Raw genomic sequence first — 24,415 nt, 5'->3', positions numbered from 1 at the left:
GAAGTGAGTGGCGAGGACTGAGAAATGAGTATGGCAAAAACCGTGCGTCTCTCACGCTTTCACTCTCGTTTCTCACTCCTCGCCACTCGTTCCTGCTCTCAGGCCCTGCCCGCGAACTCGCCGGTCAGCGTGTTCACCCACACTTTCTCGTCGTTGCTGATGTACTCGGGCACCTGCACTTCGATGCCGGTATTGAGCTTGGCCGGCTTGTTGCGCTTGGTGGCGCTGGAGCCTTTCATTTCCGGCGCGGTGTCGACCACGGTCAGGATCACGCTGCTCGGCACCTGCAGGCCGACCGGCGCCTCGTCGATCACTTGTACGTAATAACCCTCGATGCCTTCGACGATGTAGCCGGCGTTGTCGCCAACCAGTTCGGGCGAGAGCAGATACTGGGTGTAATCCTCGGCGTCCATGAACACGAAGGCGCCGTCGTCCATGTATGAGAAGTTCGCCGCACGACGCACCAGGTCCATTTCGCGCAACTCATCGTCGGCGCGCAGGCTCAGGTCGAACTTGCGTCCGCCGGGGATTGAATACAGGGTGAAGCGGAAGGTGACGTTGCCACCACGCGCGCTCGGCGAGCTGCGCTCGATGTCGCGCACCTGGTAGACGGTGCTGTCGTGCTCGACCACGTTGCCTTTCTTGACGTCGGAAGCTTTCATAGGTCAGAAGTGAGTTCAGAGGAGTGAGAGGTGAGAGAGAAGCAGTGGCGGAGCGAGGCGAGCTTTCACTCGTTTCTCACTCCTCTACTTGGATTGCAACCGCACCGCGCCATCGAGGCGGATAGTCTCGCCATTGATATAGCGGTTGCCCAAGATGAAGGCGACGGTGCTTGCATACTCGTTCGGTTGGCCGAGGCGCGCCGGGAACGGGATCGAGGCGCTGAGCGACTCCTGCACCTGCGGCGACATACTGTCGACCATCGGGGTCCAGAAGATACCCGGTGCGATCGTCGCCACGCGGATGCCGAAGCGTGCCAGCTCGCGCGCCATTGGCAGGGTCATGCCGACCACGCCACCCTTGGATGCCGAGTAAGCGGCCTGGCCGATCTGGCCTTCGTAGGCAGCAACACTGGCGGTGTTGATGATCACGCCGCGTTCGCCGTCTTCGCCTGCTTCGTTGCCCTGCATCAGCGCTGCCGCGGCCTTGGCCACGTTGAAGCTACCGACCAGGTTCACCATCACGGTGGTGGCGAAGTTCGCCAGCGGCATCGCGCCTTCCTTGCCCAATACGCGGCCAGCGCCGAGGATGCCGGCGCAGTTGATCAGCACGTTCAGGCCGCCCATCGCGTCGCGTGCGGAGGCCACGTTGGCGACCACGCCGTCCTCGGAGGTGACGTCGGTACGGAAGAAGCGCGCGACATTACCCAGTTCCTTCGCGGCGGCGTGGCCCTTGTCCTCATTCACATCGAACAGCGCGACCTTGCCGCCGTGCGCGACGAGGTGTTGTGCCACTGCGTGGCCGAGACCGGAGGCGCCGCCGGTAATGATCGCCTTGACCTGATTGAGCTGCATGGGGGTCTCTCTGATACCTGAAACATGAATGGTAACCGAGAGGGATGGCCACCACGAACCTCCCGACGACCAAATGTGAAGGCCGTTCACCGGAATATTCACGCGGCCTTGGGGGTTGAGCGGTGATGTTGCAGGCAGGGCAGCGATGCTTGGGCTTCTTCTGCTCGGGTCGCCGTATCGGGCAACCCACGGAAACCTTGGAGTAGCACGGTTCCTCAGGCTTTACACCTTTACCAACGGAGTGTCTCTATGAAGAAGCAATTGGGTACGTGGTTGATCTGCGGTGCATTGCTGATGTCTACCTCGGCCGTCGTGGTGGCTCAGCCCCAGGGCCAGGATCACCAGGATCAGAACAAGCGCAGCATGTCCGAGCGCGGCCATAGCGAAGGCTGGTACAAGAAGGGTGGCCATATGCCGGCCGAGTACCGTGGCGGTTCTTATGCTGTGACCGACTGGCAGAGCGAGCACCTGCGCGCACCGCCGCGCGGCTATCACTATGTACGCAGTGACAACGGTGATTTCATCCTGGTCGCGATCACGACCGGCGTGATCGCCAGCATCATCGCCGCACAGCATTGATCCTGCGTATACGGAACCACCCGCACCACGATGGCCATCGGCAGAACGCGAGCGGCCTTGGGTGGAATATTTATCCGCCATTGAACGTGGTGCGGCAATCCTCCAGCATCAGTCGTATTGATGTGGATGTGGCTTGAACGGTAAATATAAATAGGCGCGTGGATCCACCTGCCATCCTTGGCACGCAGTTCGGCAAGTACCTTGCCATCAATCAGGAGCTCGACATGAAGAAGCAGTTGGGGATGCTTGTTATCTGTGGTGCCGTGCTGATGTTCAGCGCGCCGCTGCTGGCGCAGGACTACGGCAACGATCACCATGATCATGACCATGGCCAGTATCAGGGCATGCATGATCGCGGCCAGCACGAAGGCTGGTACAGGAAGGGTGGACGTGTGCCGGACGATTACCGGGGTCGCCGCTATGTGGTGACCGACTGGCGCCACGAGCATCTGCGTGCGCCGCCGCGTGGTTATCACTGGGTGCGCAGCGACAACGGCGATTTCCTGCTGGTCGCGATCACCACCGGCGTTATTGCGGACCTGCTCCTGCATCATTGAGCGATCGGTTTGCTGTTGTCTGATAGAAAAAACCCGCCATGGTTGGCGGGTTTTTTTCGGGTCGCTGTCGGGTGGATCAGGAGAGCAGGGCCTGCAGCTGCGGCGAATCCACCAGTTGCGGAAATGGAATGACCGGGGACGGCGTCGCGACCACTGCCTGCAGCTGCTTCTGCCACACGCCCACGTCCCACCACTGTCCCAGCTTGTAGCCGCACTGGCGCCATACACCGGCGGCAGAGAAACCCATCGTTTCGTGCATCGCCACGCTGACCGTACCAGGCAGGGTGATCACGCCAACGGCCTGATTGATGCCCTGCAACCGCATCGTATCCAGCAGCACACCGTAGAGCCGGCGCGCAATGCCGCGGCGATGTGCATCAGCACGCACGTAGATCGAGGTCTCGGCGATCCAGTCGTAGGCGGCGCGTTCGCGGAAGCGGCCGGCATAGGCATAGGCCAGCACTTCGCCACCTTCGTCCCAGACCAGCCAAGGGTAGTGCTGCAGGCGGGTGCGGATGCGTTCGCGCATGGTCGCTACCCCAGGCAGTTCGGTCTCGAAGGTGGCTACACCGTCGGTGATCGAAGGTGCGTAGATCGCGTGGATGGCGGCGGCGTCTTCGTCGCGGGCGATGCGGATCATCGGGTTCAGCACGTCAGGTATTTCCAGTTGCGCGGCTTGCCCTCGGCCAGCCATTCCAGGGTGGTGGCGATGCGTTTCTGGCGGGTGGTGTCGGTCTTCGCCTCGGCGATCCAGTCGGTGTATTCGCGTTGCGCGCTGGGGCTGAAACCCTGGTAGGTCTTGTGCGCGGCGGCATGATTCTTCTGCGCGAGCAGGGCGGCAAGGTCGTCCGGTAAAGTCGGCGCTGGCTTCGCAGCGGCTTTCGGGCGCGCCAGTTTCACGCCGGCTTCGTTCAACGCCATCGCTTTCTTGATGAGAATAGTGAGTTCCTTTTTAGACGGCAGATCCTTCAGCGTAGTGAGCTTGCCGAACTGACCCATGCCGTCTTCAGCCGTACTGCCCACGACTTGCCTGGACAGCCAAAAGCCGAAGCCGCAGTGCTGCTTGAAGGCTGCCATCATGCACATCGGCGCGCTCTTGTAGCTGAAGAATGGCATGCTCCATTTCAGACTTTCCTCAACTTCGGGGCAGGCGGCATGCACTACCGCGCGCAGGTGTTCGAGGATTGGCCTGGCGAATTCGGCCGACTTTGCGATATAGGCATCGATGCGCGGGTCGTGACTGCTCATGGCCGCTCCGTTCAAAGTTCGAGGATGAAGAACCGGTCGCAGCTGAAATGGCCGGTGCCGCCCATCGGCGCGCACAACGCCGTGAAGCCGCTGCGCTTGTACAGCGCCTGGGCTGCGTCCATGCCGGTCAGCGTTTCCAGGTAGCAGCGACGGAAGCCGAAGGCGCGGGCCGCATCGAGACAGCGCTGCATCATAGCGCTGCCGGCACCGATGCCGCGGGCCGCGGGCAGGAAATACATCTTGCGCAATTCGCATACGTCCGCGTCGCCATTCTGGAGTGGGGCCACGCCGCCACCGCCAACGACCTGGCTGTCACGTTCGACCACGAAGTACGCGCTGCGCGGTTGTGCGTAGGCCTCGCACATACGGTCGACTTCCGCATCGTGGATCGCAAAGCCGGGGCCGTCGGCGCCGAATTCGGGCATGACGTGGCGGATGATTGAGGCCATCGCGGCATCGTCGCTGGCAGCGATCGGGCGGATCAGGAAAGACGTAGGCATCGGGCGGTTGCGTGCGAGGAGTAAGGACAGTTTCAGTTGGCCGTGCGGGCGCGGGTGACCCGGCTGGCGGTTTCCTTGTGCAGTTGCGTAGCCAGCCATGCGCCGGTGGCGACCAGCAGGTCCAGGTCGATCCCGGTCGTCATGCCCATGCCATGCAGCATGTACACCACGTCCTCACTGGCGACATTGCCGGTAGCTCCCTTGGCGTACGGGCAGCCGCCGGTGCCGGAGACCGAACTGTCCACCACGCGCACGCCTTCTTCCAGGCAGGCGAGGATATTCGCCAGTGCCTGGCCGTAAGTGTCGTGGAAGTGCACGGCGAGTGCGCTGATCGGCACTTCCTGCGCGACCGCATGCAGCATCGCGCATGCCTTCGCCGGTGTGCCGACGCCGATGGTATCGCCCAATGAGATCTCGTAGCAGCCCAGTTGGTACAGGCGCGTGGCGACACGTACCACGTCGCCGATCGGTACCTCGCCCTGATACGGGCAGCCGAGTACGGTGGAGACATAGCCGCGCACTTTCACTTCGTCGGCTTGGGCCTGCTCGATCACCGGAATGAAGCGCTCGATCGATTCATCGATCGAGGCATTCGTGTTCTTGCGGCTGAAGGTTTCCGAGGCGGCGGTGAACACCGCAATCTCGGCAGCACCGACTTCGCGCGCGCGCTGATAACCCTGCAGGTTCGGCACCAGCACCGGATAGCTAACACCGGGTACCTTGCGGATGCGGGTGAAAACTTCCGCCGCGTCGGCCAGCTGCGGTATCCATTCCGGGCTGACGAAGCTGGTCGCCTCGATCGTCTTCAGGCCGGTCGAGGACAGCCGGTCGATCAGCGCGATCTTCACATCAGCAGGTAGCAGCGTCTTCTCGTTCTGCAGGCCGTCGCGGGCACCGACTTCGACGATGCGGACGTGGTTGGATGGGCTCATCGGATGCTCCGGAAATTGTTTCCTTCTCTCTCCGGGAGAAGGTGCCCCGAAGGGGCGGATGAGGGTTCGGTCTTGCCTCGGCGTGTCGCTCAGGCCGAACCCCCACCCCAACCCCTCTCCCACATGGAGAGGGGCTCAAAAACTCAACTGGCGAAACGCACCAGCACGGCATCCGCCTCGACGAACTCGCCTTGCGTGGCGTTGATGCTTTCGATGGTGCCGGCGCGGGGTGCCTTCAAGGCCAGCTCCATCTTCATCGCCTCCATCACCAACAGCTCCTGGCCCTGTTCGACGACATCGCCGGCTTTCGCCTTTACCAGCACGATGCGGCCCGGCATCGGCGCAATGACCTGGTTGCCGCCGGCAGCGTCCTTTGATTCCCACGCGAACGCAGCGGCGCGGGCAAAGCTGTAGCGCTGGCCGTTGGCGTCATGAAGCAGGACATGGGTCGCGTCAGTGCGTAGTGGTATGCGCAGCGCTTCACCGTCGAAGCGGGCACTCAGGTCATCGTCATGCAAGCGTGCACCTCGCACCTCGCAGGTCGCCTCGCCGTGGCGCAGCTGATAGCTGCCATCGTGGCCATGCGCCTCGATGTCATGACGCTGCTCGCGCAGTGTCAGCGCGACGATGCGCTTGCCGGCGTGGCCGATACGCCAGGCGTCGGCTTTTGCCCAGGGTGAATGCGGATCAGTGGCCGAGCTGTCCACGCTCAATTCGTCGTGGAGCAGAGCGGCGGTGGCGGCAGCGAACAGGACCTGGTCGGAGGGTGCGACATCGCCAACCAGGAACTCTTCCAGATGGCGATCCAGATAGCCGGTGTCGATGCGGCCTTCGACCACGGCCGGATGGCGGACAAGGCGTTCGAGAAACGCGATATTCGATTTCGGGCCGACGATCTCGCTCGCCGCCAGTGCCTCGCGCAATCGCTGCAAGGCTTGCTCGCGGGTGATGTCGAACACGATCAGCTTGGCGATCATCGGATCGTAGAAGATCGTCACCGTATCGCCTTCGATCACGCCACCGTCGAGGCGCACATGTTGCGAGGGCGCAGGCAGGCGCAGCATCAGCAACTTGCCCGAGCCTGGCAGGAAATTCTGATCGGGGTCTTCCGCATACAAACGCACTTCGATCGCGTGCCCATGTGCATGAACCTGTTCCTGCCGTAGCGGCAACGGCTGGCCGGCGGCGACGCGCAGCTGCCATTCGACGAGATCCAGACCCAGCGTCAGCTCGGTGACCGGGTGTTCGACCTGCAGGCGCGTGTTCATCTCCATGAAGAAGAACTCGCCGCTCTGCGCGACGATGAATTCCACGGTGCCGGCGCCGACGTAATTCACCGCTTTCGCGGCCGCGACCGCGGCCGCGCCCATCGCGGCGCGGCGCGCCTCGTCGAGGAAGGGCGAGGGCGTTTCCTCCAGCACCTTCTGATAGCGGCGCTGCGCCGAGCACTCGCGTTCGTTGAGATGGATCACGTTGCCCAACATATCGCCGAATACCTGGAACTCGATATGTCGCGGATGCTCGACATAGCGTTCCAGGATCACCCGCGTATCCCCGAACGAGCTGGCGGCTTCGCGCTGTGCGGAGGCGAGGGCGTCGGCAAATTCCGCTGCGCTGCGGACGATGCGCATGCCCTTGCCACCACCGCCGGCCGTGGCCTTGATCATCAGCGGAAAGCCGGTCTTGCCGGCCTGTTCGGCAAGATAGGCGGTGTCTTGATTCTCGCCGTGGTAGCCGGGCACCAGCGGCACGACGTGCTGTTCCATCAGCGCCTTGGCGGCGGCCTTGGAGCCCATCGCGTCGATACTTTCCGGGCGCGGGCCAATGAACGTTATGCCGGCATTTGTGCAGGCACGGGCGAAACCGGTGTTCTCGGACAGAAAGCCGTAGCCGGGGTGGATGGCCTGTGCGCCGGACTCCTTCGCCACCTCAAGAATGGCATCGCCACGAAGGTAGGAATCGGCTGGACGCGGGCCACCGATCGGCCATGCCTCGTCGGCGAGGCGCACGTGCTGCGCGTCCCGGTCCGCTTCCGAGTATACCGCGATGGTATGGATGCCGAGCCGGCGACAGGTGCGGATCACGCGGCAGGCGATCTCGCCACGGTTGGCTATCAGTACGCGTTCGAACATTCAGTATCCTTGAAGCTGTTCGTATCGATGCAAAGCCAGTAAAACTAGCAGATTGACGCGCTGCCGCCGATGCGCAACGCAGCATGGCACCACGATTCCATGCCGATCCGCCGCGGTTACCGGATCACTCGCCGTCCCAGTATCCAGCGACCCGTCGGGGGGCGGGCTACGTGGCGGAGATAGAGAGTTACGGTACCGCGTTGCCGGCCCATGCCGGCGCACGCTTGTCGAGGAACGCGCTCAGACCATGCTGGCCTTCTTCCGATACGCGCAGGCGGGCGATCAGTGCGGCATTGTCCTGATCGATGCGTTCGGCCTGGGCGACATCGGCGCCACCCATGCGCAAGGCTAGCCGCTTGGCTTCGCGCTGGGCCTGTGGGCCGGCCTTGGCCAGCAGGTAGAGCTGGCGCTCGATCGCCTCGTCCAGTTCGGGTACCGATACGACGGTGTGCAGCAGCCCAATGCGCGCGGCGGTGGCGGCCTCGAATACCTCGCCGGTGATGAACAGCCGGCGTGCCTCGCGCAGACCGATTGCGGCGATCACGTACGGTGAGATCACTGCCGGCACCAGACCCAGTTTTACTTCCGACAGCGCGAACTTGGCGGTATCGACGCCGATCGCGATGTCGCAGCAGGCGACTAAGCCCACACCGCCGCCGTAGGCTGCGCCGTTGACCCGCGCGATGGTCGGCTTGGACAGGAACTGCAGGTTGCGCATCAGCCGCGCCAGCCGCAGCGAGTCCTCGCGGTTTTCCTGTTCGCTCGCACTGGCCATGCCGCGCATCCAGTTGAGGTCGGCACCGGCGGAGAAGCAGCTGCCGTTGCCGCTCAGCACCACGGCACGTACGGCTGGATCGGCATCGGCCTGCGCCAGCGCGTCGGTGAGTGTGGCGATCAGGGCGTCGTCGAACGCGTTGTGGATCTGCGGGCGGTTCAGGGTGAGCCAGGCCACCGCGCCGCGGCGCTCGTTCAGGATGGAATCGGTCATCGGTAGCCCCTGCAAAGAACGCCATGATAGATGCTGCCGCCAGCGGGAAGTTCGACCTGATGCAGCAATGCGACCAAAGGGTTACAATGCGAACAATTCTTATTTGTGAAGCCGCCCGTGCGTCTGTCCGAACTGCCCAAAGGTGCCCCCGCCGTGGTCGATCGCGTGCACGATGCGCATGCGGCGGATCCGATTGCGCAGCGCTTGCGCGATCTGGGGTTTGTCGACGGTGAACCGGTGCGGGTAGTGGCAATCGGGCCGATGGGCGCCGATCCATTGTTGATCCAGATCGGTTCGACCCGGTTTGCGCTGCGCCGCAGCGAGGCACATCGGGTCACCGTGCGGCAGGAGGCGGCATGAGCGCCTCAACCCTGCGTATCGCCCTGGTCGGCAACCCGAACTGCGGCAAGACTGCGCTGTTCAACCAGCTCACCGGTGGCCGGCAGAAGGTGGCGAACTACGCCGGCGTTACCGTCGAGCGCAAGGAAGGCCGCTTTACCGCGCCGTCCGGTCGGGTGCTCCAGATCCTCGATCTGCCGGGGACCTACAGCTTCGATGCAGCCAGTCCCGATGAGCAGATCACCCGTGACGTACTGGAAGGCAACTATCCAGGCGAGGCGGCGCCGGATCTGATCATATGCGTGGCCGACGCCACCAACCTGCGCCTGCACCTGCGCTTCGTGCTCGAGGTCAAGCGCCTCGGTCGTCCGGTGGTGCTCGCGCTGAACATGATGGATACCGCACGTCGCCGCGGTGTCGTGATTGACGTGCCGGAGTTGCAGCGGCGACTCGGCGTGCCGGTGGTGGAAACCGTCGCGGTGAAACGTGGCGGTGCGCAGGCGCTGATCGAGCGGGTTGATGGCGAGATGCCGACAGCCGCGCCGGTGCAGCCGGATGACGCCGACAGCCGCAGCGATCTGCACGCGCAAGTGCGCGAATTGCTGGCCGCGACCGTGACGATGCCGCGAGCCACCGCTGAGATTGACGATGCACTCGATCGCTGGGCACTGCATCCGGTGTTCGGGTTGCTGATCCTCGCGGTGGTGATGTTCCTGGTGTTCCAGGCGGTGTATGCGGCTGGCAAGCCGATGAGCGACGCGATCGGTGACGGCTTCGGCTGGATGGGTACGCAGGTCGCCACACTGCTGCCAGCAGGTCCGCTGCAGAGTCTGGTCGTCAACGGCCTGTTTGGCGGCCTCGGCACCGTGCTTGGCTTTCTGCCGGAAATCCTGGTGCTGTTTCTGTTTATTCTGGTACTGGAGGAATCCGGCTACCTGCCGCGCGCGGCGTTCCTGCTCGATCGCCTGATGCTTTCGGTGGGCCTGACCGGGCGCTCGTTCATCCCGCTGTTGTCGAGTTTCGCCTGCGCGATCCCCGGCATCATGGGCACGCGCAGCATCCAGGACCCCCGCGACCGTCTGGCAACGATCCTGATCGCACCGCTGATGACCTGTTCGGCGCGCCTGCCGGTTTATGCGTTGCTGATCGGTGCCTTCATTCCGATCCATTATGTGTTCGGCGTGTTCAATCTGCAGGGTGTCGTGCTGTTCTCGCTGTATCTGGTGGGCATCCTCGGCGCGATGGCGGTGGGCTGGGTGATGAAGCGCGTCCGTCGTGACAAGAGCGAACATGCCTTGCTGATGGAGTTGCCGTCGTATCGGATGCCGAAGCTGCGTGACGTGGCGATCGGCCTGTACGAGCGCGGCGCCATTTTCCTGAAACGCCTGACCGGCGTGATCCTGGGCCTGACCGTGCTGATGTGGTTCATCTCCACCTTCCCGTCGGCTCCGGTGGGCGCACCAGGCCCGGCCATCAACTACAGCTTCGCCGGCTATATCGGGCGTGGCCTGCAATACATTTTTGCGCCGATCGGCTTCAACTGGCAGATCAGCCTGGCGCTGATTCCAGCGTTCGCCGCACGTGAGACGGCGGTCGCGGCGCTGGCCACGGTCTATCTGGTGGGCGGTGATGCGGGTGGCGGCCTGGGTCACGCGCTGGCAGGGCAGATTTCGCTGGCCAGCGCGCTGTCGCTGCTGGTGTGGTTTGCGTATGCGCCGCAGTGCATGTCCACGCTGGCCGTGATCCGCCGCGAGACCAACTCCTGGCGCAACGTGGCGGTCTCGTTCGGCTACATGTTCGGCATGGCTTACGCCGCGTCGTTCATCGTCTACCAGGTGACGAGGATGCTGACATGAGCACGGGCCTGCTGGTGCAATACCTGGTGATCGGCCTGATCGTGCTGGCCAGTGTGCTGATCGTGTTCCGCAAGCTGGCACCGAAGCTCAGCAACCGCTGGCTGGCAGCGGCCTCGATCCATTTCAGCCGGCCCGGGCATGCCGCATGGGTACGCAATGTCGGGCAGCGCCTGCAGCCGAAGCAGGCCACCGGCAATTGCAGCGACGGCTGCAGCACCTGTGGCGCCTGTGGCCCGAAACCGCCAGCGGCGGCACGGGCGGCTTCGATGCCGCTGGAGTTCCGCTCGCGCGCCAAGTAATGGGTGTTTCGTGTTGACAGGTGGCGTATGCGCGTTCCCTCTAGAGCGGAATACACAGGCATGTTCGAGTGCTGCGCGAATTCACCGTGAAACACCCCCATCAGCAACCGGAATTAATGAGCTGGCGTGGGAGCGGTGCCTGATGCTGCAGGGTTCTGCACGTCACTCTTTTTGACCGGGGTCAATGGCTCGACCGTTACCGTTCCGGTTGCACCAGGATGCCACTCGAATTTCGGGTCGTACGGGTTATTGCTTTCGCGCAACTGCTGATACGCGAGGGCGCCATCCGTCTGGTGGACCCCGGCCACTTCAGCTGCGGAGAACCCGACGTGGCCACCATCGTGGACATCGTAGTTCGGAGATTGCATGTGGCTTCCGCCTCCGTCGCCACCTACTTCCACGTGGCCAGCTGCCGATCCTACACGCGTGCCGGTGGTGGCGGCGCGGACCTCACGCCAGCGCGTTTCGGCGCGGGCCAGCGCTACCTTGTCGCCGTAAGTTGGCAACAGCTGGGCCATGATCACATTGGCCTGGTTGAACTGTGCATCGTTCAGGTGCGCATTGATCAGGTCGCGCGCCTTGACGTACTGCGGGTCGTTGCGTTCGGCAGCGAGAGCCATCCATGCCAGCGCGCGCGGTAAGTCCACCGGGGTGCCCTGGCCATTCAGATACATCACGCCCAGGTTATATTCGGCCGGTTTGTAGGCCCATGACGCCGCAACCTTGTACATGGCGATGGCATGCGCATAGTCTTTGTGTTTGACCGCCTGCGCGCCGAGGTCGAAATAATATTCGCCAGGTCGGCCATCGGCTTCCGGTGTATTGAAGCCGGACGACTGCACCCGGCCGATGTCGACGTCTGAATCGTAGAGTGGTGCCTCTTTGGGTTGAGGCGGAGTTGTGGTGTCGCTGCTTGTCTGGGGTGCACCGCTACCGCTGGCTTGCCCTGCGCCCGGGAGCAGGGCAAGCCCGATCGAAAGACAGAATGAAAAGAACATGGGCAGCTTTGACGTAGTCATGTTTTTTCTCTCATTAGCTTGAGCTTGCGTGAAATGCGGGTTAACGCCAGCACGGCGCAAACTTAAGCGTATGGCTGCAGAAGTGACTCAGCGTGATCCCTCTTGAATCCGTGAAGTGTTTGCAGACTCAGGATGGGTTACCGGCTTCTGGCATGACGGGATCAGCTGATTTCTTCGCGCTGACGGCGTCCTTCGTCTTGACGGGTTTCAAAGCGCCTACCGTGACCGTTCCGGTTGAACCAGGATGCGACTCGAATTTCGGGTCGTACGGATTGTCGCTTTCACGCAACTGCTGATATGCGACGGCGCCGTCCGTCTGATGGACTCCGGCTACTTCAGCCCCCGAGGCACTCATGTGGGCGCCATTGCTCGGGTCATGCGGGTCATGGTCGCCCCCGACATCATAGTTCGGCGGCATGTAGCCCCCCCCGACGGCGCCAACCACCACATGGCCCGCCGCAGACCCCACGCGCGAGCCGGTTTCGGCAGCGCGGACCTCGCGCCAGCGCGTCTCGGCGCGGGCCAGTGCCACTTTATCGCCGTAGGTGGGCAAGAGCTGGGCCATGATCACATTGGCCTCGTTGAACTGCGCATCGCTTAGGTGCGCACTGACCAGGTCGAGCGCTTTGACGTACTGCGGATCTTTGCGTTCGGCAGCCAAGGCCATCCATGCCAGGGCGCGCGGCAAATCCACCGGCGTGCCTTGGCCACTCACATACATCACGCCGAGGTTGTATTCGGCCGGTTTGTAGGCCCAGGACGCCGCGACCTTGTACATGGCGATGGCATGCGCATAGTCCTTGTGTTTGACCGCCTGCGCGCCGAGGTCGAAATAATATTCGCCGGGTCGGCCATCGGCTTCAGGTGTATTGAAGGCGGACGACGGCATCCCGCCGATGTTGGCGTCTGTATCGTAGAGTGCCGCCACATGACTGGCTGGCGCTGGAGCGCTGGCCTCGGCGGGTGTGGCGCTGTCCTGCGCCTTTCCGATTCCAGGAAGGGCAAATGCAGCGATGGCGAGAAGAAAAAGAGGCGCGGCGGACAAGCTAACGGTCATGGCAATCACTCCCTAATTGATGCACCGGCTTTCCAGTCGGAAGTTATTCCAATACCGGAAGTTGCGCAATTAGATACCACGGGCGACCTGGTCATTAGCTCGGTGGTACGGGCAAGTTGACGGCAGCGGAACTGCCAATCCCATGGCCGAATGTGAGTCCAGCCTGGCTGGCTTGTAGGTAGGAGTGACGCGCAAATCTGAAAGGTGTTTCGATGCATCGACTCACGAAAAGGCTCGGTTGTGCCGGCGGCGTTTCCCGCAAACGAAAAAGCCGGCTTGCGCCGGCTTTTTCTTCAACTCGAAACGCGTCGCCGGCTTATGCCAGTTCGCGGATCTTCGCGTTGAGGCGGCTCTTGTGGCGGGCAGCCTTGTTCTTGTGGATCAGGCCGCGGGCGGCATAACGATCCATCACCGGCTGGGCAACGGTGAAAGCGGCGATGGCGCCGGCCTTGTCCTTGGCCTCGATGGCCTTGACGACCTTTTTCAGGGCGGTACGGACCATGGAGCGGGCGCTGATGTTGCGCAGGCGACGCTGCTCGGACTGGCGCGCGCGCTTCTTCGCGGACTTGATGTTGGCCAAGGTAGAACTCCGGAATGCAGTGGTGAGGGTGGAAAAAGACGCCAATTATGCGGTCGATTTGCCGCTGCGTCAATCATTTAGCGACGTGGCAGGCCGCCGACGAGGGATTCGCGGTCAATCGGGACGGCTATGTCGCCCATATTCTGCCACATCCATGCGGTCACTCATGGCCACAGCGGCTGTCGCTTACGGGTCTCGCGTCTTTTTGTAATGCCTCATGTTGTAGTGCCCCATGCCACGCTACCCGGCTTACCGAAGGTAACGGCATCGCGCGAGATTTTCCGGCATGTTTTTTGGGCTGCTTTTGTTCAACCGGATGATGCTGGTCCCATGAGTGCTCGGCCTGGTCCGCAGCATGTCGATCCATGCCAAATCCGGCGCCAACGCGGTCTTAACACCACCGTTTCGCCCGTTATACTCACGCGATGATGAAACTTTCCAGGGATGTCGCCGGCCCTTGCCTGGCGCCGCGCGGCAGCGTGATCGCGGTCGGCGCGTTCGATGGCCTGCATCGCGGGCATCAGGCGTTGCTAACGCAGGTGCGCGAGCGTGCGCAGGCACTCGGCTGCAGCCCGCTCGTAGTGAGTTTCGAGCCGCTACCGCGCGCGTTTTTTTCCGCCGAGCCGGTGCCGCGCTTATCCAGCGTGCGCGAAAAGCTGCGCGGCTTCGCTGCCGCTGGCATGGAACAGACCTTGCTGCTGCGCTTCAACCAGGCCTTGACCGCGATGTCGGCTGAGGATTTTGTGCGACGCGTACTGGTCGATCGGCTGGCTGCGCGTGAAGTGTGGGTGGGTGGTGATTTCCGTTTCGGTCATAAACGGGGCGGTGATGTCCCGCTGCTGGAGCGGATGGGGGCTCAGTCGGGCTTCGTCGCCTGCACGATGCCGCCGGTGCAACTCGACGGCGCCCGCGTATCGGCCAGCCGGGTGCGGGCACTGTTGGCAGCCGGTGAGTTTTCCGGCGCGGAGCCCCTGCTCGGCCGCCCGTTTGTGATCGACGGCAAGGTGGAGTACGGCAACCAGCTTGGCCGCACGCTCGGTTATCCCACCGCCAACATCCATCTGCAGCAGCGCGTCAGTCCGGTCCATGGCATCTTTGCGGTGCGTGTTGGGTTGGGTGAAGGCGAGTGCAGTTGGCCTGGCGTGGCCAGCCTCGGCGTGCGCCCGACCGTGAACCAGGTCAGCGAACCCTTGCTGGAAATCCATCTGTTCGATTTCGATGGCGACCTGTATGGCCAGCGCATGGCGGTGGAATTCGTGGCGAAGCTGCGCGACGAGCAGAAGTTCGACGGGCTGGAACCACTCAAGGCGCAGATGGCACTGGATTCCCGCATGGCGCGCGAGCTGCTGGGCATGAATCCGCGGCTGGTTGGGGCGTAATCGACGTCGAGCGGTATTCCGGTAAGCGCACCAATCAATTAACTTTGAACTCTTTGCCCGCCAACTGGCGGGCGGCAACACTTAAGTGACGGCATCCAGCAATGACCCACGATTACAAGAGCACGATCAACCTGCCGCAGACGGATTTCCCGATGCGCGGCGACTTGCCCAAGCGCGAGCCGACCTGGCTTGCCGAATGGGAGCGGGTCGACCGTTATGCGCAGATCCAGCAGAAGACCGCTGATCGCGACAACGTCTTCGTGCTGCACGACGGGCCGCCGTATGCGAACGGTTCGATCCATATCGGCCACGCGGTCAACAAGATCCTCAAGGACATCACAGTCAAGTCCAAGCTGCTGGCCGGCCATCGCGCACCGTACGTGCCCGGCTGGGATTGCCACGGCCTGCCGATCGAGATCGCGGTCGAGAAGAAGTTCGGCAAGCCGGGCGACAAGCTCGATGCCGCCGCGTTCCGGCAGAAGTGCCGCGAATACGCAACCGAGCAGGTCGATACCCAGCGCATCGACTTCAAGCGGCTGGGTGTGCTCGGTGACTGGCAGCGGCCGTATCGCACGATGGATTTCAAGTACGAGGCCGACATGTTGCGCGCGCTGGCGCGCATCGTGTCGAACGGTCACGTGGTGCGTGGTGCGAAGCCGGTGTACTGGTGCTTCGATTGCGGCTCGGCGCTGGCCGAGGCAGAGATCGAGTACGGCGACAAGCAGTCGCCCGCGGTCGATGTGGCCTATGACGCCGTCGATCCGAAAGCGCTGGCGGCGAAGTTCGGCGTGGATGCGGACGATACGATCGTCGCCATCCCTATCTGGACCACCACGCCATGGACATTGCCGGAGAGCCAGGCCGTGTCGCTCGGCGCCGGGCTGGAATACGCATTGATCGAAGGGCCTTCCCGCGAAGGCCAGCGCGTGCTGCTGGTGATCGCCAGCGCGCTGGTCGACAAGGTGGCGCAGCGCTACGGACTTGAGCATGCAACGGTGCTTGGTCATGTGGCCGGTTCGGCGCTGGAAGGTTTGAAGCTGCGGCATCCGTTCTATCCGCGCGAAGTACCAGTGATCCTCGGTGACCATGTCTCGGCCGAGGACGGTACCGGTGCCGTGCACACCTCCCCCGATCACGGCGTCGAGGACTTCGTGGTGGCGCGTGAGTACGGTATCGACCTGCTCAACTACATCGAGTCGCGCGGTACTTATCGCGCCGACACGCCGGCTGCGGACGAGCTCGAGCTGGCTGGCATGCACATATGGAAGGCCAACGACGCGATCGTCGAGCTGTTGCGCCATCGTGGCGTGCTGCTCGCGTTCGCGAAGATCGAACACAGCTACCCGAATTGCTGGCGCCACAAGACGCCGGTGATCTATCGCACCACGCCGCAGTGGTTCATCTCGATGGAGCAGGCGAGTTTGCGCGAGACGGCACTCACCTCGATCAAAAACGTGCGCTGGGTGCCAGGCTGGGGTGAGGAGCGTATCGCCGGCATGGTTGCCGGTCGCCCTGACTGGTGCATCTCGCGCCAGCGCACTTGGGGCGTGCCGATCGCGCTGTTCGTGCACAAGGCTACGCAGGAGCCTCATCCGGATTCCGTCGAACTGCTGGAGCAGGTCGCCAAGAAAGTGGAGCAGGGCGGCGTCGACGCGTGGTTCACGCTGGATGCGGCCGAACTGCTCGGCGATCAGGCGAACGACTACGAGAAAGTCACCGATGTGCTGGACGTCTGGTTCGATTCGGGCGTCACCCACTACGCGGTGATCGGTCAGCGCCCGGAGCTGCAACAGGGCACGGCCAAGCATTACAAGGTGATGTACCTGGAAGGTTCCGACCAGCATCGCGGCTGGTTCCAGTCGTCCTTGCTGACTTCGTCGGCGATCCACGGTCGCGCACCCTACAACGACGTGCTCACCCATGGCTTCGCGGTCGATGCGAACGGCCGCAAGATGTCCAAGTCGCTGGGTAATGTAGTCGCGCCGCAGAAGGTGATGGACACGCTCGGCGCCGACATTCTGCGGCTGTGGGTGGCCTCGGCCGACTACCGCAACGAGATGACCGTCTCCGACGAGATCCTCAAGCGCGTTTCCGACACGTATCGGCGCATCCGCAATACGGCGAAGTTCCTGCTCGGCAATCTGGACGGTTTCGACCCGGCGAAACATCTGGTGTCGGTCGAAGACAGCCTGCTGCTGGACCAGTGGGCGATCCAGCAGGCGTATGACGTGCAGCAGGCTGTGCTGGCCGCGTACGAGCGTTACGACTTCCCGGAGATCATGGCGCGCGTGCAGAACTTCTGCACCAACGAGCTGGGCGCGCTGTACCTGGACATCACCAAGGACCGGCTGTACACGATGCCGACCGACAGTCATGGCCGACGCAGCGCGCAGAGCGCGATGTACCGCATTGCCGAGGCGCTGGTGCGCTGGCTGGCGCCGGTGCTGAGTTTCACGGCTGAGGAGATCTGGCAGCAGTTGCCGGGCGAGCGTGGCGACAGCGTGCTGTTCGAGACCTGGTACGACGGACTCGCCGCCACGCAGAACTCACCGGAGCAGCGTCGCTACTGGGCCGACCTGCTGGCGATCCGCGACACCGCCTCGCGCGTGCTCGAGGGCATGCGCAAGGCCGAGCAGATCGGTGCCGCGCTGGAGGCGAAACTGGCGATCCATGCCGGTGCTGCCGCCGTGGCGCGTTATGCGCCAGTGGCGGATGAACTGCGCTTCTTCTTCATCACGTCGGAACTACACCTCGATCTGGCTGGCGGCCAACCAGCCAATGCGGTGCTGACCGAGCTGGAAGGTGCTGATGTATGGGTGTCGGCTACCGTCAGCCACGCGGCGAAGTGCGTGCGCTGCTGGCATCGTCGCAATGACGTTGGTAGCCATGCCGAACACCCCGAGTTGTGCGGCCGCTGCGTCAGCAATGTCGAAGGTCCGGGCGAAACGCGGCGCTGGTTCTGATCTTGATGTGCTTCGTCCCCTGCTTCGCAGGGGGCGTAGATTTCTGAGTTCGCCTATCACCGAGTCTTCAACGCCCCATGACCACCAAACCCAACGCACTCATCTGGCTGTGGCTGTCCACCGTGGTCATCGCACTCGACCAGCTCAGCAAATGGTGGGCGATAAACGCACTGCAGCCGGTGGGTGTGCCACATCCGGTGATTCCGGGCTTCCTGAACTGGACGCTGGCGTTCAACCGCGGCGCGGCCTTCAGCTTTTTGGCCGATGGCAGCGGCTGGCAGCGCTGGTTCTTCGTGCTGCTGGCGCTGGTGATCAGCGGGGTGCTGGTGGTGTGGCTGGCGCGTACCCCGCGGCGCGATTGGCGCACCGGCATGCCGTTGGCGCTGGTTGTCGGTGGGGCTGTCGGCAACCTGATCGATCGGCTGCATGCGACCCAGGTCACCGACTTCATCCATGTGTATTTCCGCCAGTGGAACTACCCGGTATTCAACCTTGCCGACTGCGGCATCACCGTCGGTGCCGTGCTGCTGGTCGCATTCGGGATGTTCGCCGGCAAGTCTGCGGGCAGCGTGCGATAATTCCAACTTCTCGTCATTCCGGCGTAGGCCGGAATCGCTTATCGAGATTCCATCGAGGTCTGTTTTGGACATCCTGCTCGCCAATCCCCGTGGCTTCTGCGCTGGCGTTGATCGTGCCATCGCCATCGTCGAGCGCGCGCTGGAATCGTGGGGTGCACCGATCTACGTGCGGCACGAAGTGGTGCACAACCGCTATGTGGTCGACAAGCTGCGTGCTGATGGCGCGGTGTTCGTCGAGGAACTGCACGAAGTGCCCGACGGTGCCACCGTGATCTTCAGCGCGCACGGCGTGTCGCAGGCGGTGCGTGAGGAGGCCGAACAGCGCCATCTCAAGGTGTTCGACGCCACCTGTCCGCTGGTCACCAAGGTGCATATGGAAGTGGCACGGCTTGGTCGTATCGGCCGTAGTGTGGTGCTGATCGGCCATGCCGGTCATCCGGAAGTCGAAGGCACCATGGGCCAGTGGAATACAGCCAACACTGGCGAGATCCTGCTGGTCGAGTCACTGGAGTGCGTTGACACGCTGACGCCGAAGTTTCCGCATCAACTGTCGTATGTCACCCAGACCACGTTGTCGGTGGATGACACCAAGGCCATCATCGAAGCGTTGCGCGTGAAGTTCTCCGATATCGAGGGGCCGCGCAAGGACGATATCTGCTATGCCACCCAGAATCGCCAGGACGCCGTGCGCCGGCTCGCCGATGCGGTCGACCTGATGCTGGTGGTGGGCTCGGTCAACAGCTCCAATTCCAACCGTCTGCGCGAGCTGGCCGAGAAGCAGGGCGTACGCTCGTTTCTGATCGACGGTGCCGAACACATGGAACGCAGCTGGCTCGACGGCGTCAGGCACATCGGCCTCACGGCGGGTGCCTCGGCTCCGGAAAAGCTCGTGCGTGACGTGATCGCCCGCCTGCAGTCGTGGGGTGTCGGCGAAGTGCGGGAACTGGACGGCGAGCCGGAGAACATCACGTTCGCGCTGCCCAAGGAGCTGCGTGTGATCGGTGGCAGTAGCTCGGCCAGCATTTGATATCTGCCAGCTGTGTTTCTTGCCCTCTCATTGACTGCGCTTGCGCCATATCGCGCCGCACCGTAAAATCCGCGGCTCTTTGCCGGAATAGCTCAGTTGGTAGAGCGGCGCATTCGTAATGCGTAGGTCGTAGGTTCGATTCCTATTTCCGGCACCAGAACTTCAGAGGCCCGCGCAAGCGGGCTTTTGTTTTTGTTGGGGTTTCCAGTTGGATCACCCTTGCTTGCGGATGCTCTTCATCCGAATACTGTTTCTCGGGCGGTCCTGGTTTGCACTTGCGGTCACCTATGAGAAACGCGGTGCGTGTCCAGTTGACCCTTGATCAGGCGCGCGCGTTCCGATGCATGAGGTCAACCGGCAGGGATTCCCAGTATCGCTAAATCGGAGTAGCCCAACTGCGCGCCAAGAGCAATCCTGCGACGATCTTAAAAAAACCCGCAGAGGGGAGTCTGCGGGTCGGGGGGTTCCATCTAATTGCATGGCACGGAGGGGAAGCCACGCCATACGGTGGGAGCGATGTCTCACGACATGGGTTTAATGTACCTGATAGTTCGTTAATGAAGTGTGACCGGCTTAGAAGGTGGGCTACGGCGCTCAAGCAGGTTGATCCGCCCGCGTTGCAAGACGGCAAAGCATGACTGTCATCGATTGGCAAGTATTTTGCTTCGTAACTCAGGTGCCGAGTGAGAAATTGATGCTGACGCGGACCATTGGCGTAGATACGAGCAAGGAAAATGAAGAAGGCCACCTATACGCGCTTTCAAGGGAAGCGCTACACCTATGAGATCGTGTATGACCATGCCGGGTACGAAGTGACCAGGAATGGCGAAATCAAACGAATCGGCTTTCTGCCGAAAGCTTATGACAGGGCACTCCTGACGCTCGACGAGGCGATGGATCGAGGCCTTTTCTCTGCCGAGATTGATATCGAGGGATTGATTGGAATGGACGAGTAGGTGAGCCGTCATTCCTCCTCAATGCGCGAATCCGGCAAGTAGTCCGAAAGGTGTCACGCCTGTAACAAGTACGCATTGCAAAGGCTCCGAGGGAGAGCGCCGGGATTTTTCGCGGGTATGCACGGATGATCGGGTTCGTCCGGTGTCCCGTGGAGGTGCTGGCAGCCGGCTTGGGTACTTCTGGCGATCGAGCTAGCGAGCAATTGCCTGGCGTGCTTTTCCTGGGTGGTAGAGGATTTTAAGTCGTTGGTAAACCGTCAGCACGGCGGTGCCGTAATCCTTGGCCAACTGCGGCGTATGACTGTGGTAATAGCCCACGCCCAAGACAGGATCGCGTGTTTCGTGCATCCCATCGTGCAGGATCTTGGCTGCAACCGAGATGTTCGTTCTCGGGTCGAGCAGGGTCAGCGGATCGCGAACTGCATCCCTGTGCATCGGGTAGTAGACCTGCATGATCCCGACATCCTGAACTGCGGAGCCAAGCTGGCTCGCGGTCGCCATTTCGAGCTGCACATGATGCCGTTCACCGAGAACCAGGTGATCGTTGACTCTGAACAGCCACGGAGTCGGTCCGACCTTGCCGCCGGGAAGCAGCGATCGTGATTCAACTAGCGCGACACTGTATAGAAGCAGTGGATCCACGCCGGACTCCTTGCCCACTTGAGCCCACAAACTCTGCTGGGATGCGATGTCCAGATCAGGCTCGGCGATGGGCATCGTCAGGTCCATCGTGCTGACATCGGATAGCAGCGCGGCTTGAGGGTTCGTTTGTTTAGGCTCAACTGCGAGCGGTTCGGGCGGCGAAGCAGATGATGCAGGCGTCGTCAGACGCGATGTAGGGGCAAGCACGGCCACCGGCGCGATGGTGTTGCGGCTTGAGGGGGCTTGCCACGCGCCCCGTGCACGCGCGATGGAAGGTTTCCCCGGTTGCCACTGGGAATAAGCCACACCCATTGCAACCGGGATAGCTGCGACACCAAACACTGCGCATAACGAGATCGCAGTCAGCATCCTTCGCCGACCAGTCTGATTCCAGGTCAGCCATCGCGTCGCGAGAACCCTTGGGGCAGATGCGATTTTTGCGAAGTTCAGCTGGCTCAAGCTCAAGGCGGAGAGAGTCCGCACGCGCAAGCTTTCAACCCGAGATGCCGCGAATATGCGGAGCACCGTCAGGCTCCCTATACGCAAGGAGGGCGCAGACCGGTGGGACGGCGTGCTCCATTCATGGGTACGCCGAGCTGGAGGCGATACCGCTGTCGACCAATTCATTGCCTTGGTACGAGCCGATCTGGCAGATCGCCAGTTCGCAGGCGCCATCAGATACACGCGTTTCGGCTCATGCCCGGCTGTGATTGGACCCACGCGAGTTGCCGTCAGCGGCTCGCTCAATGTAAGGCGAGGGACCTTGCTCCCCGGCTGGCGGCTTCTCATACGTTGGGCAATGACGGACTTCACGGGCGCCAAGTGTAGATGCCCGGGCCCGTTTTGAGTCGAATGTGGCTATTGGAAGCGTGCTTATGCTCGGCCACCGGCCATTGCGCGTGACTCCAAATCGTCTGTCGGCAAGTGCTGCTGGCCGCTTGTCGGGCAAATGCTACCGCCTGTCACGTAAAATCTTGACGTAATAAGTTGCGACAACTAGGGTGCATGGCTTACCTCTGGGAGAGCCTTCATGCAAGTTTTGTCGTGTCAGCGAGGAGTTTCGTTGATCGAAGTGCAGAAGCCGCAAAACGCGGTTGCTCACTCGAGTGGACGCGGCCCCGATGCTGACGACGCACTGCGGCGCACTGCGCTTGCACAGGTCCGCGCACGGCGGCATGCCTATGGCTTCACCTTGGTCGAGTTGATGATCACCCTCGTCGTGGCGTTGGTGTTGATCATGATAGCGGTGCCGAGTTTCAGGACGATCACGCTATCCAACAAGCTCACCACCACCGCAAACGATGTCGTCGGCGCGATCAATATTGCGCGGATGGAAGCGATCAAGCGCAATGCCAGCACCCAGCTTTGCAGCAACTCGGCCAGCGGCAATTCGAGCGACCCATCGAGCAGCGCATTGGGTGGCGGGTGTGGCACAAAAACCGGGGCGGTCTACGCGCTGAACGGAACTGCGCCGGTGGAGGTGCTGGCCGGCACGGTCGGCATCACCTCGCCGATCCAGCTCAACGGGGACATGACGGCGCTGCGTTTCACGGCGCAGGGGTTGGGACGAAAAGTCGGCGAGACAACCCCGTACGGCAAAACGGTCGCGGACATCTGTACCAGCCAGATGAGCACCAATAACCATCGCGTGATCATGATGACGGCTGGTTCGATCCTCGAGACGAAAACCATCAGCGGAGACTGCCCTTCGTCATGAATAGCCCGATCGCGCTTACCTCCCAGATTCAAGCAAGCATGCACGGTGCGTCGCGTTGCGCTCGCCGGCGACCCAGCCAGTCTGGCGTCGGTCTTATCGAAGTACTGGTAGCCGTGCTGGTGCTCTCGATCGCTTTCCTGGGCATCGCTGCCTTACAGGCCATGTCGATGTCCACCAACAACAGTGCAATGGCGCGAAGCATGGCCACGATCGCCAGCTACTCGATCCTCGACGCCATGCGGGCGGACACCGCTGCTGCCAAGACGGGCGGATACAACAAGACGGTCAAGGCCAGCGCATGTCCTGCAGCGGCAGGGTCCCTGGTCGATGCCCAGCTCAACCAGTGGTGTACCCAACTCGGCCATAGCCTTGGCGCAGCGACCACCACCACCGGTGCGATTGACTGCAAGGCCATCGACGCGACTGCAGATTGCACCGTGACCATCACTTTTGACGACAGCCGGGCAGGGGTGGGTGGCAGCAGCATTCAGAAAGTCATTACCAGGGCCATGCTATGAGCCATCGCTCCGCATTTTTCCCCGGCCATAAGCGACATGTACCCAGGCGGATCGGAACGGCATCCGGTTTCACCCTGATCGAGCTGATGGTGGCCATGCTGCTGGGCCTGATCGTGATCGGTGGCGTGGTGAGTGTGTTCCTGGCCAACCAGCGTTCCTATCGCACCAACCAGGCGCTGAGTGACGTACAGGATGGTTCGCGCATCGCCTTCGAGATGATGGCGCGAGATATCCGTGATGCGGGGCTTACCGGCTGCAGCAACGGCGGCCGCGTCGCCAACGTGCTCAATAACGGTCCAGGTGCTGGCGGCACGGCGTGGTGGGCCAACTGGAACAACGCACTGGTCGGCTACAACGGGAACCAGACGGATCTGGCGGTATCCACTGGGACGGGAGAAGGGCAGCGGGTGAGCGGCACGCATTCGCTCATGCTGGTCGGGGCCGAAGGCTCGGGCGTGAGCGTAAAGGCCAACAGCGAGCCGGCAGCCAGCTTCACCCTCAACGAAGCAAGCACTGACCTGCAAGCCGGCGACGTAATCATCGTGTGCGATCCCGACCACGCGACTCTCGTGCAGATCACCAACTACAACGGCGGCACTATCACCCATGCCGCCAGTGGATCGCCCGGCAACTGCACCACGGACCTGAACTTCCCCACTGTATGCAGCAGCAGTAGCAGCTACGTCTTTGCGACCAATTCGTATATTGCCAGGCTGGGAGCGTCCGACTGGTACATCGGCAACAACCCGGTCAACGGTCGTTCGCTTTATCGCAAAGCACTGGTGACCAAGACTGGCGTACCCACACCGGAAGCCCAGGAAATGGTGCGCGATGTCACCAATATGAGCATTGCCTATCACCAGTCAGGGAATACCGGTTTCGTATCGGCCAGTGAGGTCGGCAACTGGACCTTGGTCGACGCTGTGCAAGTGAATCTGGCACTGGAAAGCGTCGACAAGCGCGCGGGCACCGACGTCAAGCCGCTCACGCGCAGCTTTACCGCCACCACCACTGTGCGCAACCGGGTGAATTGAA

The 24,415-nt window shown here is 62.2% G+C and carries 25 protein-coding genes and 1 tRNA gene; 14 read left to right on the top strand and 12 right to left on the bottom strand.

All coding sequences use genetic code 11. The features are described 5' to 3' along the window. Positions 1–98: 98 nt before the first annotated feature. Both yeiP and GSQ75_RS06215 read right to left on the bottom strand, forming a co-directional pair. Complete coding sequence (yeiP, locus tag GSQ75_RS06220) at positions 99–662, bottom strand: elongation factor P-like protein YeiP (protein ID WP_158753586.1); 564 nt, start codon at positions 660–662, stop codon at positions 99–101. 84 nt (positions 663–746) lie between these two features. After that, entirely contained in the window at positions 747–1,514 is a 768-nt protein-coding gene (locus tag GSQ75_RS06215) for an SDR family NAD(P)-dependent oxidoreductase (protein WP_158753585.1), read from the bottom strand. A 249-nt stretch (positions 1,515–1,763) separates the two neighbouring features. Between GSQ75_RS06215 and GSQ75_RS06210 the strand changes: the two genes are divergently transcribed. Continuing rightward, a complete protein-coding gene (locus tag GSQ75_RS06210; protein WP_158753584.1) occupies positions 1,764–2,093 on the top strand; it encodes an RcnB family protein in 330 nt (109 codons plus the stop codon). Between the two features lie 158 nt (positions 2,094–2,251). Next, positions 2,252–2,650 carry an RcnB family protein gene (locus GSQ75_RS06205; protein ID WP_254058456.1) on the top strand — a complete coding sequence of 133 codons (399 nt, stop codon included), beginning with the start codon at positions 2,252–2,254 and terminating at the stop codon, positions 2,648–2,650. 76 nt (positions 2,651–2,726) lie between these two features. Here the strand turns inward: GSQ75_RS06205 and GSQ75_RS06200 are convergent, their stop codons facing one another. The 6 genes from GSQ75_RS06200 to GSQ75_RS06175 all read right to left on the bottom strand — a co-directional run bounded on the left by GSQ75_RS06200 (position 2,727) and on the right by GSQ75_RS06175 (position 8,450). Further along, on the bottom strand, positions 2,727–3,290 hold the full coding sequence (locus tag GSQ75_RS06200; RefSeq protein WP_158753941.1) for a GNAT family N-acetyltransferase: 564 nt from the start codon (positions 3,288–3,290) through the stop codon (positions 2,727–2,729). Positions 3,291–3,295: 5 nt separating this feature from the next. Further along, a complete protein-coding gene (locus GSQ75_RS06195; protein ID WP_158753582.1) occupies positions 3,296–3,898 on the bottom strand; it encodes a YdeI/OmpD-associated family protein in 603 nt (200 codons plus the stop codon). A gap of 11 nt (positions 3,899–3,909) precedes the next feature. After that, complete coding sequence (locus GSQ75_RS06190) at positions 3,910–4,398, bottom strand: GNAT family N-acetyltransferase (protein WP_158753581.1); 489 nt, start codon at positions 4,396–4,398, stop codon at positions 3,910–3,912. Between the two features lie 32 nt (positions 4,399–4,430). After that, positions 4,431–5,330, bottom strand: coding sequence for a hydroxymethylglutaryl-CoA lyase (locus tag GSQ75_RS06185; RefSeq protein WP_158753580.1), 900 nt, complete (start codon positions 5,328–5,330; stop codon positions 4,431–4,433). Positions 5,331–5,473: 143 nt separating this feature from the next. Further along, positions 5,474–7,462 (bottom strand): biotin carboxylase N-terminal domain-containing protein, encoded by a 1,989-nt coding sequence (locus tag GSQ75_RS06180; protein WP_158753579.1) that lies wholly within the window; start codon positions 7,460–7,462, stop codon positions 5,474–5,476. 187 nt (positions 7,463–7,649) lie between these two features. Beyond that, positions 7,650–8,450 (bottom strand): enoyl-CoA hydratase/isomerase family protein, encoded by an 801-nt coding sequence (locus tag GSQ75_RS06175; RefSeq protein ID WP_158753578.1) that lies wholly within the window; start codon positions 8,448–8,450, stop codon positions 7,650–7,652. A 117-nt stretch (positions 8,451–8,567) separates the two neighbouring features. Between GSQ75_RS06175 and GSQ75_RS06170 the strand changes: the two genes are divergently transcribed. From GSQ75_RS06170 to GSQ75_RS06160, 3 genes are read left to right on the top strand one after another with little or no spacing between them, the layout of a single operon-like run. Beyond that, positions 8,568–8,810, top strand: coding sequence for a FeoA family protein (locus GSQ75_RS06170; RefSeq protein ID WP_158753577.1), 243 nt, complete (start codon positions 8,568–8,570; stop codon positions 8,808–8,810). After that, positions 8,807–10,645, top strand: a complete 1,839-nt coding sequence (locus tag GSQ75_RS06165; RefSeq protein WP_158753576.1) for a ferrous iron transporter B — start codon at positions 8,807–8,809, stop codon at positions 10,643–10,645. The genes GSQ75_RS06170 and GSQ75_RS06165 overlap by 4 nt, the downstream gene beginning before the upstream one ends. Next, entirely contained in the window at positions 10,642–10,944 is a 303-nt protein-coding gene (locus GSQ75_RS06160; RefSeq protein ID WP_158753575.1) for a DUF6587 family protein, read from the top strand. The genes GSQ75_RS06165 and GSQ75_RS06160 overlap by 4 nt, the downstream gene beginning before the upstream one ends. A gap of 113 nt (positions 10,945–11,057) precedes the next feature. Here GSQ75_RS06160 and GSQ75_RS06155 read toward each other — a convergent pair whose 3' ends face one another. The 3 genes from GSQ75_RS06155 to rpsT all read right to left on the bottom strand — a co-directional run bounded on the left by GSQ75_RS06155 (position 11,058) and on the right by rpsT (position 13,600). Beyond that, complete coding sequence (locus GSQ75_RS06155; protein WP_254058455.1) at positions 11,058–12,023, bottom strand: sel1 repeat family protein; 966 nt, start codon at positions 12,021–12,023, stop codon at positions 11,058–11,060. Positions 12,024–12,090: 67 nt separating this feature from the next. Continuing rightward, entirely contained in the window at positions 12,091–13,020 is a 930-nt protein-coding gene (locus GSQ75_RS06150; RefSeq protein WP_158753574.1) for a sel1 repeat family protein, read from the bottom strand. Between the two features lie 316 nt (positions 13,021–13,336). Continuing rightward, positions 13,337–13,600 (bottom strand): 30S ribosomal protein S20, encoded by a 264-nt coding sequence (gene rpsT, locus GSQ75_RS06145; RefSeq protein ID WP_072760571.1) that lies wholly within the window; start codon positions 13,598–13,600, stop codon positions 13,337–13,339. A gap of 425 nt (positions 13,601–14,025) precedes the next feature. Between rpsT and GSQ75_RS06140 the strand changes: the two genes are divergently transcribed. The 6 genes from GSQ75_RS06140 (at position 14,026) to GSQ75_RS06115 (ending at position 20,503) form a co-directional block, all read left to right on the top strand. Then, positions 14,026–14,979: a bifunctional riboflavin kinase/FAD synthetase gene (locus tag GSQ75_RS06140; RefSeq protein WP_158753573.1), complete on the top strand. Its 954-nt coding sequence runs from the start codon at positions 14,026–14,028 to the stop codon at positions 14,977–14,979. Between the two features lie 101 nt (positions 14,980–15,080). After that, on the top strand, positions 15,081–17,942 hold the full coding sequence (ileS, locus tag GSQ75_RS06135; RefSeq protein WP_158753572.1) for an isoleucine--tRNA ligase: 2,862 nt from the start codon (positions 15,081–15,083) through the stop codon (positions 17,940–17,942). Positions 17,943–18,019: 77 nt separating this feature from the next. Then, positions 18,020–18,520, top strand: coding sequence for a signal peptidase II (gene lspA / locus GSQ75_RS06130; protein WP_158753571.1), 501 nt, complete (start codon positions 18,020–18,022; stop codon positions 18,518–18,520). Positions 18,521–18,584: 64 nt separating this feature from the next. Continuing rightward, on the top strand, positions 18,585–19,547 hold the full coding sequence (ispH, locus tag GSQ75_RS06125) for a 4-hydroxy-3-methylbut-2-enyl diphosphate reductase (RefSeq protein ID WP_158753570.1): 963 nt from the start codon (positions 18,585–18,587) through the stop codon (positions 19,545–19,547). An 81-nt stretch (positions 19,548–19,628) separates the two neighbouring features. After that, positions 19,629–19,704 (top strand) — tRNA-Thr (locus tag GSQ75_RS06120). Positions 19,705–20,281: 577 nt separating this feature from the next. Beyond that, positions 20,282–20,503: a hypothetical protein gene (locus GSQ75_RS06115; RefSeq protein WP_158753569.1), complete on the top strand. Its 222-nt coding sequence runs from the start codon at positions 20,282–20,284 to the stop codon at positions 20,501–20,503. 192 nt (positions 20,504–20,695) lie between these two features. Here the strand turns inward: GSQ75_RS06115 and GSQ75_RS06110 are convergent, their stop codons facing one another. After that, positions 20,696–21,514, bottom strand: coding sequence for a transglycosylase SLT domain-containing protein (locus tag GSQ75_RS06110; protein WP_254058454.1), 819 nt, complete (start codon positions 21,512–21,514; stop codon positions 20,696–20,698). A gap of 703 nt (positions 21,515–22,217) precedes the next feature. Here GSQ75_RS06110 and GSQ75_RS06105 point away from each other — a divergent pair. The 3 genes from GSQ75_RS06105 to GSQ75_RS06095 are packed head-to-tail and all read left to right on the top strand — an operon-like array spanning position 22,218 to position 24,414. After that, on the top strand, positions 22,218–22,862 hold the full coding sequence (locus GSQ75_RS06105; protein ID WP_254058482.1) for a GspH/FimT family pseudopilin: 645 nt from the start codon (positions 22,218–22,220) through the stop codon (positions 22,860–22,862). Between the two features lie 38 nt (positions 22,863–22,900). After that, a complete protein-coding gene (gene pilV / locus GSQ75_RS06100; RefSeq protein WP_158753938.1) occupies positions 22,901–23,380 on the top strand; it encodes a type IV pilus modification protein PilV in 480 nt (159 codons plus the stop codon). Next, the gene (locus GSQ75_RS06095) at positions 23,377–24,414 is read left to right on the top strand and encodes a prepilin-type N-terminal cleavage/methylation domain-containing protein (protein WP_158753567.1); all 1,038 of its coding nucleotides are present in this window, start codon (positions 23,377–23,379) and stop codon (positions 24,412–24,414) included. Before pilV ends, GSQ75_RS06095 begins: the two co-directional genes overlap by 4 nt. Position 24,415: the final 1 nt, after the last annotated feature.

Origin of the sequence: Dyella sp. S184 (genome assembly GCF_009766065.1) — a bacterium.
In the GTDB taxonomy this organism is placed as follows: domain Bacteria; phylum Pseudomonadota; class Gammaproteobacteria; order Xanthomonadales; family Rhodanobacteraceae; genus Rhodanobacter.
The sequence above is the reverse complement of the archived record's forward strand: the minus strand, read 5'-3'. Positions and strand labels throughout refer to the sequence as shown.

Bases quoted from the DNA above. Each gene is read 5' to 3' on its own strand.
- yeiP (WP_158753586.1), bottom strand. From the start codon at position 662: ATGAAAGCTTCCGACGTCAAGAAAGGCAACGTGGTCGAGCACGACAGC.
- GSQ75_RS06215 (WP_158753585.1), bottom strand. From the start codon at position 1,514: ATGCAGCTCAATCAGGTCAAGGCGATCATTACCGGCGGCGCCTCCGGT.
- GSQ75_RS06210 (WP_158753584.1), top strand. From the start codon at position 1,764: ATGAAGAAGCAATTGGGTACGTGGTTGATCTGCGGTGCATTGCTGATG.
- GSQ75_RS06200 (WP_158753941.1), bottom strand. From the start codon at position 3,290: ATGATCCGCATCGCCCGCGACGAAGACGCCGCCGCCATCCACGCGATC.
- GSQ75_RS06195 (WP_158753582.1), bottom strand. From the start codon at position 3,898: ATGAGCAGTCACGACCCGCGCATCGATGCCTATATCGCAAAGTCGGCC.
- GSQ75_RS06190 (WP_158753581.1), bottom strand. From the start codon at position 4,398: ATGCCTACGTCTTTCCTGATCCGCCCGATCGCTGCCAGCGACGATGCC.
- GSQ75_RS06185 (WP_158753580.1), bottom strand. From the start codon at position 5,330: ATGAGCCCATCCAACCACGTCCGCATCGTCGAAGTCGGTGCCCGCGAC.
- GSQ75_RS06180 (WP_158753579.1), bottom strand. From the start codon at position 7,462: ATGTTCGAACGCGTACTGATAGCCAACCGTGGCGAGATCGCCTGCCGC.
- GSQ75_RS06175 (WP_158753578.1), bottom strand. From the start codon at position 8,450: ATGACCGATTCCATCCTGAACGAGCGCCGCGGCGCGGTGGCCTGGCTC.
- GSQ75_RS06165 (WP_158753576.1), top strand. From the start codon at position 8,807: ATGAGCGCCTCAACCCTGCGTATCGCCCTGGTCGGCAACCCGAACTGC.
- GSQ75_RS06160 (WP_158753575.1), top strand. From the start codon at position 10,642: ATGAGCACGGGCCTGCTGGTGCAATACCTGGTGATCGGCCTGATCGTG.
- GSQ75_RS06150 (WP_158753574.1), bottom strand. From the start codon at position 13,020: ATGACCGTTAGCTTGTCCGCCGCGCCTCTTTTTCTTCTCGCCATCGCT.
- GSQ75_RS06140 (WP_158753573.1), top strand. From the start codon at position 14,026: ATGATGAAACTTTCCAGGGATGTCGCCGGCCCTTGCCTGGCGCCGCGC.
- ileS (WP_158753572.1), top strand. From the start codon at position 15,081: ATGACCCACGATTACAAGAGCACGATCAACCTGCCGCAGACGGATTTC.
- lspA (WP_158753571.1), top strand. From the start codon at position 18,020: ATGACCACCAAACCCAACGCACTCATCTGGCTGTGGCTGTCCACCGTG.
- GSQ75_RS06115 (WP_158753569.1), top strand. From the start codon at position 20,282: ATGAAGAAGGCCACCTATACGCGCTTTCAAGGGAAGCGCTACACCTAT.
- GSQ75_RS06110 (WP_254058454.1), bottom strand. From the start codon at position 21,514: ATGCTGACTGCGATCTCGTTATGCGCAGTGTTTGGTGTCGCAGCTATC.
- pilV (WP_158753938.1), top strand. From the start codon at position 22,901: ATGCACGGTGCGTCGCGTTGCGCTCGCCGGCGACCCAGCCAGTCTGGC.
- GSQ75_RS06095 (WP_158753567.1), top strand. From the start codon at position 23,377: ATGAGCCATCGCTCCGCATTTTTCCCCGGCCATAAGCGACATGTACCC.